Raw genomic sequence first — 14,412 nt, 5'->3', positions numbered from 1 at the left:
CTATGAAAGTGCTTTATTGTGTCAGCCATCCCATTCAGTACTTTGCACCTTTTTTTCGCGAGCTGGCGCACGTTGAAGATTTCGATTTTCGGGTCGTGTTTGGAACGGATCATGGGACCAAGCCATCCTACGATCCGGGGTTCGGTCGAGTTGTGGATTTCGGCATCGACCTTCTAGGTGGCTACGATTCAATTTTCCTTCGACGAGGGATTCAAAAGCGAAATCGTTTCTTTGAGTTATATGTTACGAAGTGGGATTGGATAAGAGAATATAAGCCTGATGCGGTGATTATTTCAGGTTGGCGAAGTTTAATGATGTGGCAGATTGCCGTCTATTGCTTCGTGAGAGGCATTCCGGTTTTTGTTAGGGCTGACAGCACTCTTCCGCGCGGACAGGAGGGAGGTCGCCAGGCTTGGAAGAAAAGATTGGCCCAACCATTCAAGCGGGCATTAATGGGGCGCCTTCGAGGGGCCTTCGCGGCCGGGAGTGCGGGCGTTCGGTACTTTCAGGCAATGGGCATGGCACCTCATCGGATTCATCCAATCCCCTTTTTTGTGGATACTGCTTTGGTCGCGAAGATGGCGATGAAGGGAAAGGAACAGCGGGCGGTGATTCGGCAGGAATTCGACATTCCTGACGATGCGTTTTTGGGCGTGGCCCTTGGAAAATTGATCGGAAAGAAAAATCCATTTGTGCTGGTAGACCTGCTGGCCAAGGCTCCGAGGAGTACCCATATAGCTTGGATTGGATCAGGTGTCCTTGAAGAGGAACTTGCTGATCGGATCCGGCATGCCGGGCTTGAGGCGCGATTTCATCTCCTAGGTTTTCGGCCGCCCGAGGAAGCTTGGCGGTTTTTTGGTGCTGCTGATTTTTTTATCATGCCCTCCACCCACGAGCCGTGGGGCTTGTCGGTCAATGAGGCTGTGGCGGCCGGACTTCCTGTCCTGCTTTCCTCTGTTTGCGGGTGTTCAGACGATCTTGTTCGCGAGGGAGAAAACGGTTACGTTCTTAACGATTTTGGCTCGGATGTCGCGTTGGAGAAACTTCGAGATCTCCAGAACCGGAGGGTGGATTCGGTCTTTCAGGAAAACCTGCGGAAGGTCAGTGCGGAAATTTCGGGGAGGCATTCGATAAAGGCTGCTCGCGGTGCAATGTTGACGGTTTTCGGCACAACCGTCCGACTGGCCTCTCCGGCACCCAGTTACGTCGCGAAAAACTGGTAAGGACTGCTGGGGCGGGGGATTTTGGTCTGGATATACGTTGGACTACACGTTGATTCGATGAACAGAAAACCCTTGTCGGTAACTCTATTTTTCCGAAAGCGACGCGCCGGAAATTTTAGTATTGAGGGCCTTTTTGACTCCGTCATTCGCCATTTGCCCCCAAGGTGCCATGTGCGGCGGTTCTGTTGCCCATGGTTGAGTACCGGCGTTTTTCGTCGGATCGGTAACGCGGTTGCCGCTATTTTCCATCAGGGCGATGTCAACCACATCACGGGAGATGTTCATTACTTAGCCGTCTTTTTGAAAAAACGGCGGACGATTTTGACCATCCATGATGCCGCTCTTCTCTATCGGTTGAAGGGATGGCGGCGGCGAATCTATTTCATACTTTGGTTTGCTATGCCAGCTCGGCGGGTTCGATGGATCACCGTAATCTCTGAAGCCACGCGAAAAACGCTAGTCGAAGACAATAACCTTCCTTCTGAGAAAATCCGAGTCATTCCGGATTGTGTTGCGGAACGGTTTACCCCGGTAGACCGCCTCTTTTGCAGCGAGAAACCCGTCATTCTTCACGTTGGGACAAAGGCAAACAAGAATCTGATTCGACTGGCGGAGGCGTTGGAGGGAATGCGGTGTGAGTTGCATGTGATCGGGAGGGAGACAGAAGAACAGCGAGAGGCATTCGAACGTCACGGGCTGGATTGGAAAAGTCGGGCGAATTTGACTGAGGAGGAGCTTGTAGAGGCGTATGCCAATTCTGACTTGCTTGTGTTTGTCTCAACTTTCGAGGGTTTTGGGATGCCGATCATCGAGGCGCAAGCTGTGGGGCGGCCCGTTATTACGAGCAACATCTCCTCCATGCCGGAGGTGGCTGGGGAGAGTGCGTGCCTGGTAGATCCGTTTGACGTGGAGTCGATTCGGGCCGGAATTAGAATGGTAATCCACAATCGGGATTACCGAGAATCGCTGGTTGCAAAAGGGTTCGAAAACGTTAGGCGGTTTTCTGCCGAAACGATTGCTGGACAATACGCGAAGTTATATCGGGAAGTCGCTGGTCAAGACTCTTAAAGATAGAATCATGCATTTGTTTATTGATGCCAGCAACCTGCGGCTGGGCGGAGGTATTACTCATATTCGAGAGATGTTGGCTGCGGGCGATCCGACGAGCCATGGTTTTGACCTGGTGACGTTGTGGGCGGGCGAAACGACCTTGAAACGCTTGCCGGACCGGCCGTGGCTTGACAAGAGAGAGCACCCTTGGATCGAACGGGGTGCGGTCGCACGGCAGCTTTGGCAGCGTTTCGTGTTTCCCCAATTGGCGGAGAAGATTGCGCCGGACGTTGTCTGGGCTCCCGGCGGTTCTTATTTCGGGAAATACAAGCCCGCAGTTACCATGGGACGCAACCTGCTCCCGTTTGAGCCGACCGAGGTAGCCCGCTATCGCGGGACAGTCAAGGGCTTGCGTTTGAAGTTGCTGGCGGCGAGTCAGAAGTCGAGCTTTCGCAGGTCTCAGGGGGTGATTTTTTTGACCGGAGAGAGCCGGGATCGGATTCTGGCCCAGATGGAAGATGTCATCTGTCCGATCGGGGTCATCCCCCATGGAGTTGCGGAGCGGTTTTTTCATGAACCGCGAGTGACGCGAGCATTGCAGGATTGTACGGAGGAAGCACCCTTTCGTCTCCTTTATGTGTCCCATATCAATCAATACAAGAATCCGTGGCACGTCGCTGAAGCGGTGGCTTTGCTCAGGGCAAAGGGTTTTCCAGTGGTGATAGATTTCGTGGGGCCGGCGCCCCATCCCGCCTCCTGGAGGCGTTTTGAGGAGACGAAGCAAAGTCTCGACCCGTCGGGTGAGTTTCTGCGGTATCTGGGTGAGATCCCTTATGCCGAGCTTGAGCGTATTTATGGCGAAGCTGACCTCTTCGTCTTTGCTTCGAATTGCGAGACCTTCGGAAATATTGTCCTCGAAGCGATGGCGAGCGGTCTGCCTATCGCATGCACCAATCGGCGCGCCGTCCCCGAAGTTCTAGGCGATGCGGGGTGTTACTTCAATCCCGAGGATCCGCAAGACATCGCCCGGTGCATTGGGGCTATGATGAATGATGCGCCTCTCCGGGCGGAGCTCGCTGCGAAGGCTTTTGCCCGCGCCAAGACTTTCTCATGGGAGCGGTGTGCACGAGAGACGTTCGACTTTTTGGCTGAGTGCGCGAAAGCGGAGGGTTCAGAGCGGAGAGCGGGGGACGGAGGACCGAGGTAGGAGAACTGGGTAAGGATTGAGTTATGGTTGATCAATTGGTTTCTGGATTACGGGTTGGTGTCGTGCTCGTACCTCTCGAGCGCCTTCGGCGCAGGCTTGGCGGGTGGCCTGGCCGGTCGAATCTTCGGGGAAGATTCGCTACGTAATAGGCAATGATTGATGAGCCGTATACTTTCTTCTAACTTCCACTCTATTTCATTCTATCCAAGCAGATGATTCTCGGTATTGAAGCGTCCAACTTGTACATTGGGGGTGCGATCAGCCACATTCGGGGGCTGTTTGCCGAAGCACGTCCGGAGGTTTTCGGATTTAAGAAGGTGGTTTTATGGGGGCGGCGGTGGACGCTCGAGAATGTTCCCGACACTCCATGGCTCGAAAAGCGTCACCATCCGCTGTTCGAGAAGACGCGTTACCATCGGCTCTTTTGGCAAAAGCACATTCATCCGAAGGAGATCGCGGCAATGAATCCTGGATTGGATTTGCTGTGGGTGCCTGCCGGGACTTATACCGGGAAATTTCGACCGTACGTGATTTTCAATCGGAACCTTCTCCCCTTTGACCATGAGGCGCGAAGATGTTATGGCATCAGCAAGAACCGCCTCCGCCTGCACGCCTTGGAGTGGTCGCAGGGAAGGGCTTACCGGCGGGCGGACGGCGTGATGTTTTTGACAGAGGGGGCCAGAAGGCAAGTCCTGGAATCGACGGGATCGCTAAAGTGTCCGACTGCGGTAGTGCCACATGGGATTTCGGCGAGGTTTTTCCAGAAGCCCCGGCCAGCGCGGCCACTCGCCCGTTGCGACGCGGTCAATCCGTTGAGGATTCTTTACGTCAACCAGATCAACAACTATAAGTTTCCCTGGGTGCTGGCGGAGGCAGTGGCGGCGTTGCGGAAAAGCGGGCTTCCGGTCCGTTTGGATTTCATCGGTCAGCCGACTTACCCGATGGCAGTCGAGCGCTTACGCGGAACCTTGAACCGGTTGGACCCGGGCCAGGAATTCATGTCATATCTTGGTGAAGTGCCTCATTTGGAGTTGGAAAAAAACTATCAAACCGCGGAGTTGTTTGTTTATTCCTCCACCTGCGAGGCTTTTGGAAACGTGCTGTTGGAGGCGATGGCGGCCGGACTTCCGATTGTCTGCTCGAATCGCAGCGTCATGCCGGAAGTTTTGGGGGATCGGGGAGGTGTTTATTATGACCCGGAAAGTGTGGAGAGTGCCCGTGAGGCTGTGAAGAGAATGGCGACGGACCATGAGCTCAGGGAAAGGTGCGCCGAGATCTCTTATGGGCGAGCGAAGCAGTTTTCGTGGAAGCGTTGTGCGGAGGAGACCTTCGGTTTCCTGACGAGGGTTGGAAGAGGGGACTGAGGGAGCCGTCGGTTGGGATGCGCGGACCCGTTTCAGGGTGCTAATGTCACCCCAATCCAAAGCGACGTCATGCCGCCGGTCTCCAATCACGGTCCGGCTGCTTGCGGCGAGACCGTGATTGAAGAAACTTTTTGAATGGCTCACATTAGCCGCGTAAACGGTACCAAGCATGGCCAAACCACTCGTGCAGATAGCGGGTACTGTCCAAGAGACATTCTTCGTTGGGAATCAGTCGTCGCCAAAGGGGAAGTGGCCGAGGAACCATAGTTGCACCCCGCCAGGTGAGTTCATCAAAATGAGGGGTGAAAACGGCCAGGGTGCGGAAAAGATGCCAGTCAGACGTTACAATTCCGACTGGCGTGGTGGAGTCGATATCATCAAGTGACAAAAGTTTAATCGGATGTTCCCATGTGTTAATGGCTTCTGTTTCCTGAATAATCCTTTCCTTGGGAACCCCGAGGCTATTGGCGTAAGAGGCCATCAGGTCGGTCATGTGGGACGATGAACGACCATCGAGTCCATCTCCGGTGCCGGTCAGAACGAGGATTGCGTCAGGACTTTCATCCAGCCAGTCGACCGCATACCGCATCCTGTGGGCAGAGGCGGAAGAGAGCACGTCCAGGTTGGAAGTGAGTCCGCGGATGTAGCCGCCGGACAAGACCACGATGTAGCGGGGAGTAGATTCCGGAGCGGACGGGAGCCGATGCGTCAGCGTGCGGTGGAGGATTTCCGGTCCGAACGATATAGACAACAAATACAGAGCACCAATTGGAAGCAGGGCCAACAAACTTCCGGTTTTCCACAAGGTTCGCTTGCCCCGAAATCCTGCCCAAAGAACGCCCAACGTAACTCCTACGAGAAGGATGAAAAGCCACAAGAGGGGAGAAACCAGGAATTTCATGCAGAATTATTTTTTATGCCAGGGGCCGGGCTTTCGTCTTCTATCCCTGTCACCCTTTTGATTCAATGAAGCAAATTTTACAGAACCTGAGAAGTGGTCAAACCTATCTCGAAGATGTGCCGGTTCCTAGGGCCGGGCGAGGAACGGTTTTGATTCGGACGCATCGAACGCTCGTTTCTTTGGGAACGGAACGGATGCTGGTTGAGTTCGGCCGGTCGAATTTGATTTCGAAAGCCCGTCAACAACCGGAGAAGGTGAAGATGGTTTTCGATAAGATGAGGGCCGATGGGGTGATGCCTACTTTGGAGGCGGTCTTCAATAAATTGGATGAACCGCTTCCGTTAGGCTATTGCAATGCCGGAGAGGTGATCGGTTTGGGGAAGGATTTGGAGGGTGGCGACCTCAAGCTCGGGGACCGGGTGATTTCCAACGGCTCCCATGCGGAGATTGTGGCCGTCCCCCGGAATCTGGTCGCGAAGATCCTCGATGGCGTTACCTACGACGAAGCCGCGTTTACGGTTGTTGCCTCGATCGGCCTTCAGGGAATTCGGCTGGCAAATCCGACTTTAGGCGAAACGGTGGTCGTGACCGGCCTCGGCTTGATCGGATTGTTGACCGCCGAGTTGCTCCAGGCCTCCGGCTGCCGAGTGATCGGCTTCGATTTCGATGCATCCAAAGTAAAGGTGGCGAAGGAAAAGGGGATTCATGCCGTCGCGCTTTCTGGTCACGACGACCCGGTTCAGATTGTTATGGACTTAACGGGAGGGATCGGTGCCGACGCGGTCTTGATCACCGCTTCCGCGAAGTCGAACGACATTGTTTCTCAGGCCGCGCGGATGTCGCGCAAACGGGGACGAATTGTTTTGGTGGGTGTGGTAGGATTGGAGCTGAACCGCTCGGAGTTTTACGAAAAGGAACTTACTTTCCAAGTATCCTGCTCCTATGGTCCCGGCCGCTACGACGAGTCTTACGAAAACCAAGGGCGTGATTACCCGCTCCCTTTTGTCCGATGGACGGAGAACCGAAATTTTCAAGCAGTCCTCCAGGCAATGGCGTCCAAACGCCTCGATGTGAAGCCGTTGATCAGCGAAGTGGTCGATTTCGCCGATTTTGCCAAGGTTTATGATAACTTGGGAAGCGGAGGAAAGATCGCCTCAATTTTGCGCTACGTCGACGAACCGGAGCTAAGATCCACCGTAACCGTTGGCGAAGGTAAATTCGCGTCCGTCAGTGGAGCATTAGCGATCATCGGGGCTGGAAACTTCACCAAAATGACCGTCCTGCCCGCCTTGAAGAAAGGGGCAGTGCTGGTAAAAACGATCGTTAGCTCCGGCGGCGTGACAGGAACAAGCCTCGCCCGGAAGTACGGCATTTCCGAAAGCACCACCGATTTCGAAACCGTTCTCAACGACCCGGCAATTGCCGGAGTCATCATCACGACCCGTCATAACCTACACGCCAGAATGGCCGTCCAGGCGCTCCGCGCCGGGAAACACGTTTTGGTAGAAAAACCACTTTGTCTAAACCGCAGTGAACTGGAGGAACTGAGGGCATGGAGCGGCGAGCGGAGAGCGGAGACAGGGGAAGCAAAGGGCGGAGAGCGGAGAGCAGAGAGTGAAGAACTCTTAGCCCCCAGCCCTCAGCTCCCAGCTTCTTCGTCTCCCGGCCCTCAGCCCTTCGCTCTCCGCCCTTCGCTCACGGTTGGCTTCAACCGGCGCTTTTCTCCTTTTGTACGGAAGATGAAGGAATTGTTGGGGGCGAGTCCTGGACCGATCAACGTGGTGGCGACTTTTAACGCGGGTGAGATTCCGTCGGATTCATGGGTGCACGATCCTGCGGTGGGGGGAGGACGGATTATCGGTGAGGCGTGCCATTTCATCGACTTGATCACGTTCCTGACCGGGAGCTCTATTGTCTCGGTCTGTGCGTCCGGGATGGGTAAGAACGTTTCGGCGCGGACGGATAATGCGTCGATTCTGTTGAAATACGAGAATGGGTCCCATGCGGTGGTGAACTATCTGGCGAACGGCCATAAGTCCTGCCCGAAGGAGCGGGTTGAGGTGTATTCACAAGGGCGGAACCTCATCTTGGACAATTTCCGAGTTCTTCAAGGGTTTGGGTTCCGGGGCTTTTCGAAGATGAAGAGCCGGCAGGACAAAGGGCACCGGGAGCAATTCCAGCTTTTCGCTAAACGAGTTCGCGAAGGTGGCGAACCGCTGATTCCGCTCGCGGAAATTTTGAATACCACCGAGGCCGGTTTCGCCGCCGTCGAGTCGATGCTGAGCGGAGAATGGGTGACGACCGGTCGGAGAGCTGAGGTCGGAGAGCTGAGGGCGGAGAGCTGAGGGCGGAGAGCTGAGGGCGGAGAGCTGAGGGCGGAGAGCTGAGGGGAGTTGAAAGCAGGGAAAAGTTTATGTTTCGGTTTGAGAATTTGGAGATTTGGCAGCGGGCTTGTGATGTGGGAAGTGATTTATGTTCCTTGGCGATGGAACTCGAACAGAAGAAGCTGTATCGTTTTGCTGAACAGCTTCGTGGTGCAGCGCTGAGTATCTCTAACAACATTGCGGAAGGTTCAGGAAGCACGTCGAACGCGGAATTTAAGAATTTCCTCAACTATGCCAGGCGTTCAGTTTTTGAAGATGCGAGCATGATCGCTTTCTTTAGCCGGGAAGGTTACGTGAACCAACAGCAACGCGACCGCCTCCTGGCCGAACTCGAGAAACTTTCCAAAATGATCCTGAGTTTCAGTCGATCCCTGGGGTAGAGATGGGAGCGGAGGGCGGAGAGCGGAGGGCGGAGATCCCGTTCGTGTCGGGGATCGCGAAGGAAGAAGTCAGGATTGACAAGAGGTGTCTTACCTTTAGTCTTACCTTTATGGCAACAACGAAACTTTCCACCAAAGGCCAGGTGGTTCTTCCCCGGAGGATCCGGGAGGCGCACCGGTGGACACCTGGAACGGAGTTCCAGGTGCGCGAAACGAGCGAGGGGATTCTTCTCTCTCCGATGAAATCGCATGACCGATCAGGCGACATTAGTGAGATTGTCGGTTGTGTTGGCTATACGGGCCGAAGGATTTCTTTGGATGAGATGGAGGAGGCGATTCGTTCCGAGGCCCGGCGAAAATGATTGGTGTCGACACGAACCTCCTGGTGAGACTTTTCGCCGCCGATGATCCGGCGCAGACACGTCGATCCAGGAAATTATTTGAGAAAGCCGAGGTTTTTATTGGTAAAACGGTGCTGCTGGAAACGGAGTGGGTTTTGCGGAGTGCTTATGGGATTTCGCCGGAAACAATAGCTTTCGCTTTCCGCAAACTGAGCCTGACAAAAGGGGTGCATCTGGAGGATCCTGACAATGTGGAGCAGACATTCGTTCTCTATGAGTCCGGAATCGATTTCGCGGATGCCTTGCACCTTGCTTCCTGCCGGGACGCCGCTGAGAAATTTGCTACGTTTGACAAGCGGTTTCAGAAGAAAGCGGCCGCGCTCAAGGGACTTCCCAAGGTTGTCGAGCCGTGATCCAACCGCCCGCTCCTGCGTCGCTTAAGGTCGCAAGGATCGCGAAGAAGAGAGTAAGCAGATCCAGAGCATTATTCCTGTCTTGGTTTTGCGCCCTTAGCGGCCTTTTCGGTTAACCCACCGCCCTCCGTCTCCTGCCACCCGATTTTCCTTCTTCATGAAAAAACTTCGTCTGATTTACTACCTCCTCCGCTACATGGGCATCGGGTGGTGCCTGTTCCGGGTCTGGTATGCGCTGAAACTGAAGAGTGGCTGGTTCCGGTGGCGCTGTCCGGCAAAGGCGTGGGAGGAGGTTAATGTGGAGAGCGGAGAGCGGAGAGCGGGAGACGGGAGTCTGGTGGTGGGGCTTGGCGATCCGGAAAAGTACCTTGAATACCGGCGGTCGAAAGATGCGCCGAAGTTTTTCTTCTCTCCTCAGGATCGAGAAAAATTCCAGCCGTTGTTCGCTCAATGGGATAAGGAGATTTCGCCCGTGACCGAGGCCGACGCGATTCTCGCGGGAGAATTTCGATTTTACTCCAAGACCGAAAAAGAGGTCGGATTTCCTCCGAATTGGCACAAAAACCACTTCACCGGCGAGATCGCTCCGGTGGACCGCCATTGGAGCGACCTCGGAGACTTTGGGTTCGGGGACATCAAGAATATCTGGGAATTGAGCCGGTTCGGCTGGGCCTACATCTTGGTCCGTGCCTATTGGCGGACCGGCGACGAAAAATATCCCAAAGCGTTTTGGGCCTTGTTTGAGGATTGGATGGAAAACAATCCGCCCAACCGCGGCGTCCATTGGAAATGCGGCCAGGAGATCAGCTTTCGCCTAATGGCTTGGTGCTTTGCGCTCTACGGGTTTCTTGAATCGCCGGCGACTTCGGGGGAGCGAGTGAAATTAATGCTCAAGGCGGTCGCGGAATCGGGCGACCGCGTGGCTGCCAATCTCTCTTACGCGGTCAGCCAGAAGAATAATCACGGCATCAGTGAAGCGATGGGACTCTGGACTGTCGGAATTCTCTTTTCGGAGTTGAAGCGGGCGGCGGCCTGGAAAAAGAGGGGACAACGAACCCTCGAAAGCCTAGCTGGAAAATTGATTTACCGGGACGGATCCTTCGCTCAGCACTCGATGATCTATCATCGTTTGATGGTCCATGATTACGCCTGGGCAGACAGGCTGGGAACGCTGGCTGGGACACCGCTCGGGGGGGCTACCCGTGAACGAGTGGCCTTGGCGGTCGATTTTCTGAGGGCCTGTCAGGATGGCAACAGTGGACGGGTTCCTTTGTATGGAGCAAACGATGGCTCCCGCATTCTTCCCCTTGACGATGCTGACTATCTCGACTTTCGCCCTGTAGTTGCACTCGGTGGCGCAGTTTTCAAAAGGGTGCGGTTCTTCGAGGGTGGGTCATGGGACGAAGCCGTGCTTTGGCTCGCGGGCACCGGATTCACCGAATTACCTATTTCAAACCCGAGTCGGGAAATGGGATTCGTCGGAACAGAAGGAGGGTATTATGTGCTCCGCGACCGGGAGAGTTTTGTTTTTACCCGTTGCGGCCCCTTCCGGCACCGGCCGGGGGAGGCGGATCTTCTTCATGTGGATATCTGGTGGCGCGGGGAAAATATCGCGGGCGATCCCGGGAGTTTCAGCTACAATGCAACAGGTGTTTGGGACGGAGCCCTGAAGAGAACCATTTACCACAACTGCGTGACGGTGGACGGCCGGGACCAGATGACGAAAATCGGCAAGTTCCTCTGGCTTCCGTGGGTCCGGGGGCGAGTGGAACGATTTCAGCAAGCGGGACTCCGGGAAATCGAAGGTTCCCACGATGGTTATGAGAAGTTGGCCGTCCCTGTGCATTACCGGCGCGCGGTAGTTAGTCTCGGAGATGACTCTTGGGCGGTTTTTGACCGTTGTATTAGCTCGGGGCCGCACGAATACCATCTGCACTGGTTATTGCCGGATGGAGTCTCCACGGACCAAGAACGTATTTCTATCCGGACCGAAGCTGGAACGATGAACGTCAAGTTGCTGGGCGGGGCTCTGGCGGGTGCGCCGGCGGATCTCTCTCTGGCAATCCATCGGGCGGAAAGAGATTCGGCCTATGGATGGCGTTCGCCCTTTTACCAGTATGTGGAACCGGCAACCAGCGTTCGTGCCGCCCTCACCGGAACGGCAGTTTTTTTCGTTTCAGTTTTCTCGCCTCACACTTGTGGTGTCTCCAGCGAAAACGGCAGCGTGGAAATCACGATCCTGGATAGCAAGAGAAAATTTACCATCGAGCACGAACACGAACGGAATGCATCCGTTTTCACCGAAAACTCTCGCGAAAGTGGTGGTGCGGTGAATGGTTGATGTTCATTTCAGCCAAAGCCTGTGGTGTGACTCATGAAGATTCTTTATTTCCATCAACATTTTTCGACTCCCCGCGGAAGTCTGGGAACCCGTTCCTACGAGATGGCACGCCGTTTGATTGAGCGAGGCCATCAGGTAAAGATCGTGTGCGGCGCCTATGCCGGTGCTAATTTCGGTTTTGAAGGCGAATTTATTCAGGGAGTCAAACAGGGCAAGGTGGATGGAATCGAAGTGGTGGCGTTCGAGCTTCCTTATTCAAATCAGGACAGTTTTGTGAAACGGGCACGCGTGTTCCTCCAGTATGCTTTGCGGAGTGTGAGGATTGCCATGAAGGAAGACTATGACCTGCTGTTTGCAACTAGCACCCCGCTAACAGCTGGGATTCCTGGAATTGTCATGAAGTTCTTCCGGAAAAAGGCCTTCGTGTTTGAAGTGAGGGATCTTTGGCCGGAACTGCCGAGAGAGATGGGCGTCATTAAGAACCCATTGGTGCTCGGAGCCATGAGCCTGTTGGAGTGGCTCGGTTATCGGAAGGCAGACTCCTGTATTGGCCTATCACCGGGCATTGTGGAAGGAATCCGGCGGCGCGCCCCGGCTGGAAAATCCGTTGCCATGATTCCAAATGGTTGTGACTTAGTGCTCTTCACACCTGGCAGACGGGAGGATCTGGATTTGCCTGGCATACAGACGAACGATTTCGTGGCTGTCTTCACGGGAGCTCATGGTATGGCAAACGGCTTGGAGGCGGTGCTCGACGCCGCGGCGGTTCTTAAACAACGCGGCCGGTCCGACATCAAGCTTGTTTTCATTGGGGACGGAAAATTAAAGCCAGAGCTGGTTCGACGGGCGAAGCATGATGGTTTGGAAAACTGTCTTTTTCTGGATCCGGTTCCGAAAACTGAATTAAACAAAATATTGGTCTCTGCCGATTTGGGCCTGATGATCTTGGCGAACGTCCCCGCGTTTTACTATGGGACTTCTCCGAACAAGTTCTTCGATTACATCGCATCCGGTCTGCCGGTGCTCAACAATTATCCGGGTTGGCTCGCTGATTTAATCCGGGAAAATGAATGCGGGATTGCCGTTCCTCCGGGAGATCCGCAGGCATTTGCTGCCGCGTTGATCGAACTTGCCAAAGTCCCCGAGAAAAGAAGGCAAATGAGATTAAATGCGAGAACACTCGCTGAAAAACAGTTTAGCCGGGATGTCCTCGGCGAAGAATTCTGCTCGGTTCTGGAGAAGACTGCTGAACGGCAGGCACCCGCCTTGAACTCCACCAATGTTCAAGTTTGAAAGACGAAATGTATAGGCGGTTCGGGAAGCGCGCATTTGATTTCATGGTGGCTGGTTGCGGATTGTTGCTGATCGGTCCCATATTGGTCGGCGTTGCTCTGTTGGTTCGCTGGCGCATCGGTAGTCCGGTTCTATACCGCCAGGCACGGCCGGGTTTGGCCGGAGAAATATTCCACATCGCCAAGTTTCGAACAATGACCGATGCCCGTGATCCGGATGGAAATCTTCGGCCGGATGCGGAGCGGTTGGTGCCCTTGGGTCGTTTCTTGCGAAGCACCAGTTTGGATGAGCTCCCCGAACTGCTCAATGTCGTAAAGGGGGAAATGAGCTTGGTCGGTCCCCGGCCATTATTGCCGGAATACCTCCCGTTATACTCTCCGGAACAAACTCGCCGTCACACGGTTCGGCCCGGTATTACCGGCTGGGCGCAAATCAACGGGAGAAACGCCATTTCGTGGGAGGAGAAATTCCGGCACGATGTTTGGTATGCGGACAATGTTTCGTTTTCCCTCGACTTGAGGATCCTTTTTCTGACGATTTGGAAAACGATCAAGCGGGAAGGGATCAGTGCTGCCGGGGATGCCACGATGCCGAAATACCAAGGTACGTCGGTTGATCAAACAGGCAGTTGCGAGCTCGATCGCGACAGAAGGGAAGGAATAAATTGAACGAGATCGTCATATTGGGAGCGGGCGGCCACGCGAAAGTGGTCATTTCGACGGCCCGGGCATGTGGCATCGGGGTTGCGGGTATTCTTGACGACGACCCCAGAAAGGTTGGGACAACCCTGTTCAGAAGTCCGGTTTTCAGCACGCTGGATGATCTGCACTGTTACACCGGATGGACATGCATCATTGCCATAGGCGATAATGGGTCCCGAAGCCGGATGTACGAAGCCTGGCGGTGGCGGCGAATCAATTGGTGTTCCTTGGTGCATCCTACCGCGTTTGTGGAGCCATCCGCCGCATGCGGGCAGGGAACTGTGGTGTTCGCCGGGGCAACGGTTCAGGTGGATGCCAGGATTGGGGACCATTGCATTATCAATACCCAGGCTTCAGTGGACCATGATTGCGTTCTCGGGAATTTCGTTCATGTCGCGCCTGGTTGCCATTTAGCTGGAAACGTGACCGTTAAGGAGGGAGCGTTTCTCGGAATCGGCAGTTCGGTCATACCCGGAGTGACGATTGGTCGGGACGCCGTCGTTGGCGCCGGGGCGGTGGTCGTGAAAGATGTGCCCGACGGCGCCACCGTGGTCGGTGTTCCCGCCCGAATCTTGCGGACGGCTTCCGACGAAGCGGCGTCCGAATAAATCCGCGTTTTTTCGGGCTTTCGCTGAGAGAGAACTGGACCGCGAAAAACCTATCCACAACCCGCGGAGTTTCTGGAAAAGATCTCTTAACCGCAAATGGGTATGGATGAAGATCACGAAGAGGGAGGTTGGACGCTGGTGGCTGGGTGTAGTGAATCTTCGGCGAAGATTCGACCCCGTCGGAGTCTTTGGAACCAAGAACTACG

The 14,412-nt window shown here is 54.7% G+C and carries 13 protein-coding genes; 12 read left to right on the top strand and 1 reads right to left on the bottom strand.

The annotated features are described in order from the left end of the window. The first annotated feature begins 2 nt into the window (after positions 1-2). The 4 genes from ACWUI2_RS04185 (at position 3) to ACWUI2_RS04170 (ending at position 4,844) form a co-directional block, all read left to right on the top strand. The gene (locus tag ACWUI2_RS04185; protein WP_486981610.1) at positions 3-1,223 is read left to right on the top strand and encodes a glycosyltransferase family 4 protein; all 1,221 of its coding nucleotides are present in this window, start codon (positions 3-5) and stop codon (positions 1,221-1,223) included. Between the two features lie 57 nt (positions 1,224-1,280). After that, positions 1,281-2,291: a glycosyltransferase family 4 protein gene (locus tag ACWUI2_RS04180; protein ID WP_486981609.1), complete on the top strand. Its 1,011-nt coding sequence runs from the start codon at positions 1,281-1,283 to the stop codon at positions 2,289-2,291. A 10-nt stretch (positions 2,292-2,301) separates the two neighbouring features. Continuing rightward, positions 2,302-3,480 carry a glycosyltransferase family 4 protein gene (locus ACWUI2_RS04175; protein ID WP_486981608.1) on the top strand — a complete coding sequence of 393 codons (1,179 nt, stop codon included), beginning with the start codon at positions 2,302-2,304 and terminating at the stop codon, positions 3,478-3,480. A gap of 212 nt (positions 3,481-3,692) precedes the next feature. Next, positions 3,693-4,844, top strand: a complete 1,152-nt coding sequence (locus ACWUI2_RS04170) for a glycosyltransferase family 4 protein (protein ID WP_486981607.1) — start codon at positions 3,693-3,695, stop codon at positions 4,842-4,844. 145 nt (positions 4,845-4,989) lie between these two features. On the opposite strand, the gene ACWUI2_RS04165 is transcribed toward ACWUI2_RS04170, so the two are convergent. Beyond that, a complete protein-coding gene (locus ACWUI2_RS04165; RefSeq protein ID WP_486981606.1) occupies positions 4,990-5,745 on the bottom strand; it encodes a YdcF family protein in 756 nt (251 codons plus the stop codon). Positions 5,746-5,810: 65 nt separating this feature from the next. Between ACWUI2_RS04165 and ACWUI2_RS04160 the strand changes: the two genes are divergently transcribed. From ACWUI2_RS04160 to ACWUI2_RS04125, 8 genes are all read left to right on the top strand, one after another. Beyond that, on the top strand, positions 5,811-8,090 hold the full coding sequence (locus ACWUI2_RS04160) for a bi-domain-containing oxidoreductase (protein WP_486981605.1): 2,280 nt from the start codon (positions 5,811-5,813) through the stop codon (positions 8,088-8,090). Positions 8,091-8,230: 140 nt separating this feature from the next. Further along, a complete protein-coding gene (locus ACWUI2_RS04155; protein ID WP_486981604.1) occupies positions 8,231-8,509 on the top strand; it encodes a four helix bundle protein in 279 nt (92 codons plus the stop codon). A gap of 2 nt (positions 8,510-8,511) precedes the next feature. After that, positions 8,512-8,871 carry an AbrB/MazE/SpoVT family DNA-binding domain-containing protein gene (locus tag ACWUI2_RS04150; protein ID WP_486981603.1) on the top strand — a complete coding sequence of 120 codons (360 nt, stop codon included), beginning with the start codon at positions 8,512-8,514 and terminating at the stop codon, positions 8,869-8,871. After that, a complete protein-coding gene (locus ACWUI2_RS04145) occupies positions 8,868-9,263 on the top strand; it encodes a type II toxin-antitoxin system VapC family toxin (protein ID WP_486981602.1) in 396 nt (131 codons plus the stop codon). The genes ACWUI2_RS04150 and ACWUI2_RS04145 overlap by 4 nt, the downstream gene beginning before the upstream one ends. 157 nt (positions 9,264-9,420) lie before the next feature. Further along, entirely contained in the window at positions 9,421-11,604 is a 2,184-nt protein-coding gene (locus ACWUI2_RS04140; protein WP_486981601.1) for an alginate lyase family protein, read from the top strand. Positions 11,605-11,637: 33 nt separating this feature from the next. Continuing rightward, positions 11,638-12,897, top strand: coding sequence for a glycosyltransferase family 4 protein (locus tag ACWUI2_RS04135; protein ID WP_486981600.1), 1,260 nt, complete (start codon positions 11,638-11,640; stop codon positions 12,895-12,897). Between the two features lie 8 nt (positions 12,898-12,905). Beyond that, a complete protein-coding gene (locus ACWUI2_RS04130; RefSeq protein ID WP_486981599.1) occupies positions 12,906-13,565 on the top strand; it encodes a sugar transferase in 660 nt (219 codons plus the stop codon). Between the two features lie 38 nt (positions 13,566-13,603). Then, complete coding sequence (locus tag ACWUI2_RS04125; protein ID WP_486985038.1) at positions 13,604-14,206, top strand: acetyltransferase; 603 nt, start codon at positions 13,604-13,606, stop codon at positions 14,204-14,206. Positions 14,207-14,412 lie beyond the last annotated feature (206 nt).

It is taken from the genome of Verruconatronum alginivorum, assembly GCF_056590205.1.
Note: the sequence above shows the minus strand (reverse complement) of the source record. Positions and strands in the feature narration are given on the sequence as shown.

Bases quoted from the DNA above. Each gene is read 5' to 3' on its own strand.
- ACWUI2_RS04130 (WP_486981599.1), top strand. From the start codon at position 12,906: ATGTATAGGCGGTTCGGGAAGCGCGCATTTGATTTCATGGTGGCTGGT.
- ACWUI2_RS04150 (WP_486981603.1), top strand. From the start codon at position 8,512: ATGGGAGCGGAGGGCGGAGAGCGGAGGGCGGAGATCCCGTTCGTGTCG.
- ACWUI2_RS04185 (WP_486981610.1), top strand. From the start codon at position 3: ATGAAAGTGCTTTATTGTGTCAGCCATCCCATTCAGTACTTTGCACCT.
- ACWUI2_RS04165 (WP_486981606.1), bottom strand. From the start codon at position 5,745: ATGAAATTCCTGGTTTCTCCCCTCTTGTGGCTTTTCATCCTTCTCGTA.
- ACWUI2_RS04155 (WP_486981604.1), top strand. From the start codon at position 8,231: ATGGAACTCGAACAGAAGAAGCTGTATCGTTTTGCTGAACAGCTTCGT.
- ACWUI2_RS04170 (WP_486981607.1), top strand. From the start codon at position 3,693: ATGATTCTCGGTATTGAAGCGTCCAACTTGTACATTGGGGGTGCGATC.
- ACWUI2_RS04140 (WP_486981601.1), top strand. From the start codon at position 9,421: ATGAAAAAACTTCGTCTGATTTACTACCTCCTCCGCTACATGGGCATC.
- ACWUI2_RS04160 (WP_486981605.1), top strand. From the start codon at position 5,811: ATGAAGCAAATTTTACAGAACCTGAGAAGTGGTCAAACCTATCTCGAA.
- ACWUI2_RS04135 (WP_486981600.1), top strand. From the start codon at position 11,638: ATGAAGATTCTTTATTTCCATCAACATTTTTCGACTCCCCGCGGAAGT.
- ACWUI2_RS04145 (WP_486981602.1), top strand. From the start codon at position 8,868: ATGATTGGTGTCGACACGAACCTCCTGGTGAGACTTTTCGCCGCCGAT.
- ACWUI2_RS04180 (WP_486981609.1), top strand. From the start codon at position 1,281: ATGAACAGAAAACCCTTGTCGGTAACTCTATTTTTCCGAAAGCGACGC.
- ACWUI2_RS04175 (WP_486981608.1), top strand. From the start codon at position 2,302: ATGCATTTGTTTATTGATGCCAGCAACCTGCGGCTGGGCGGAGGTATT.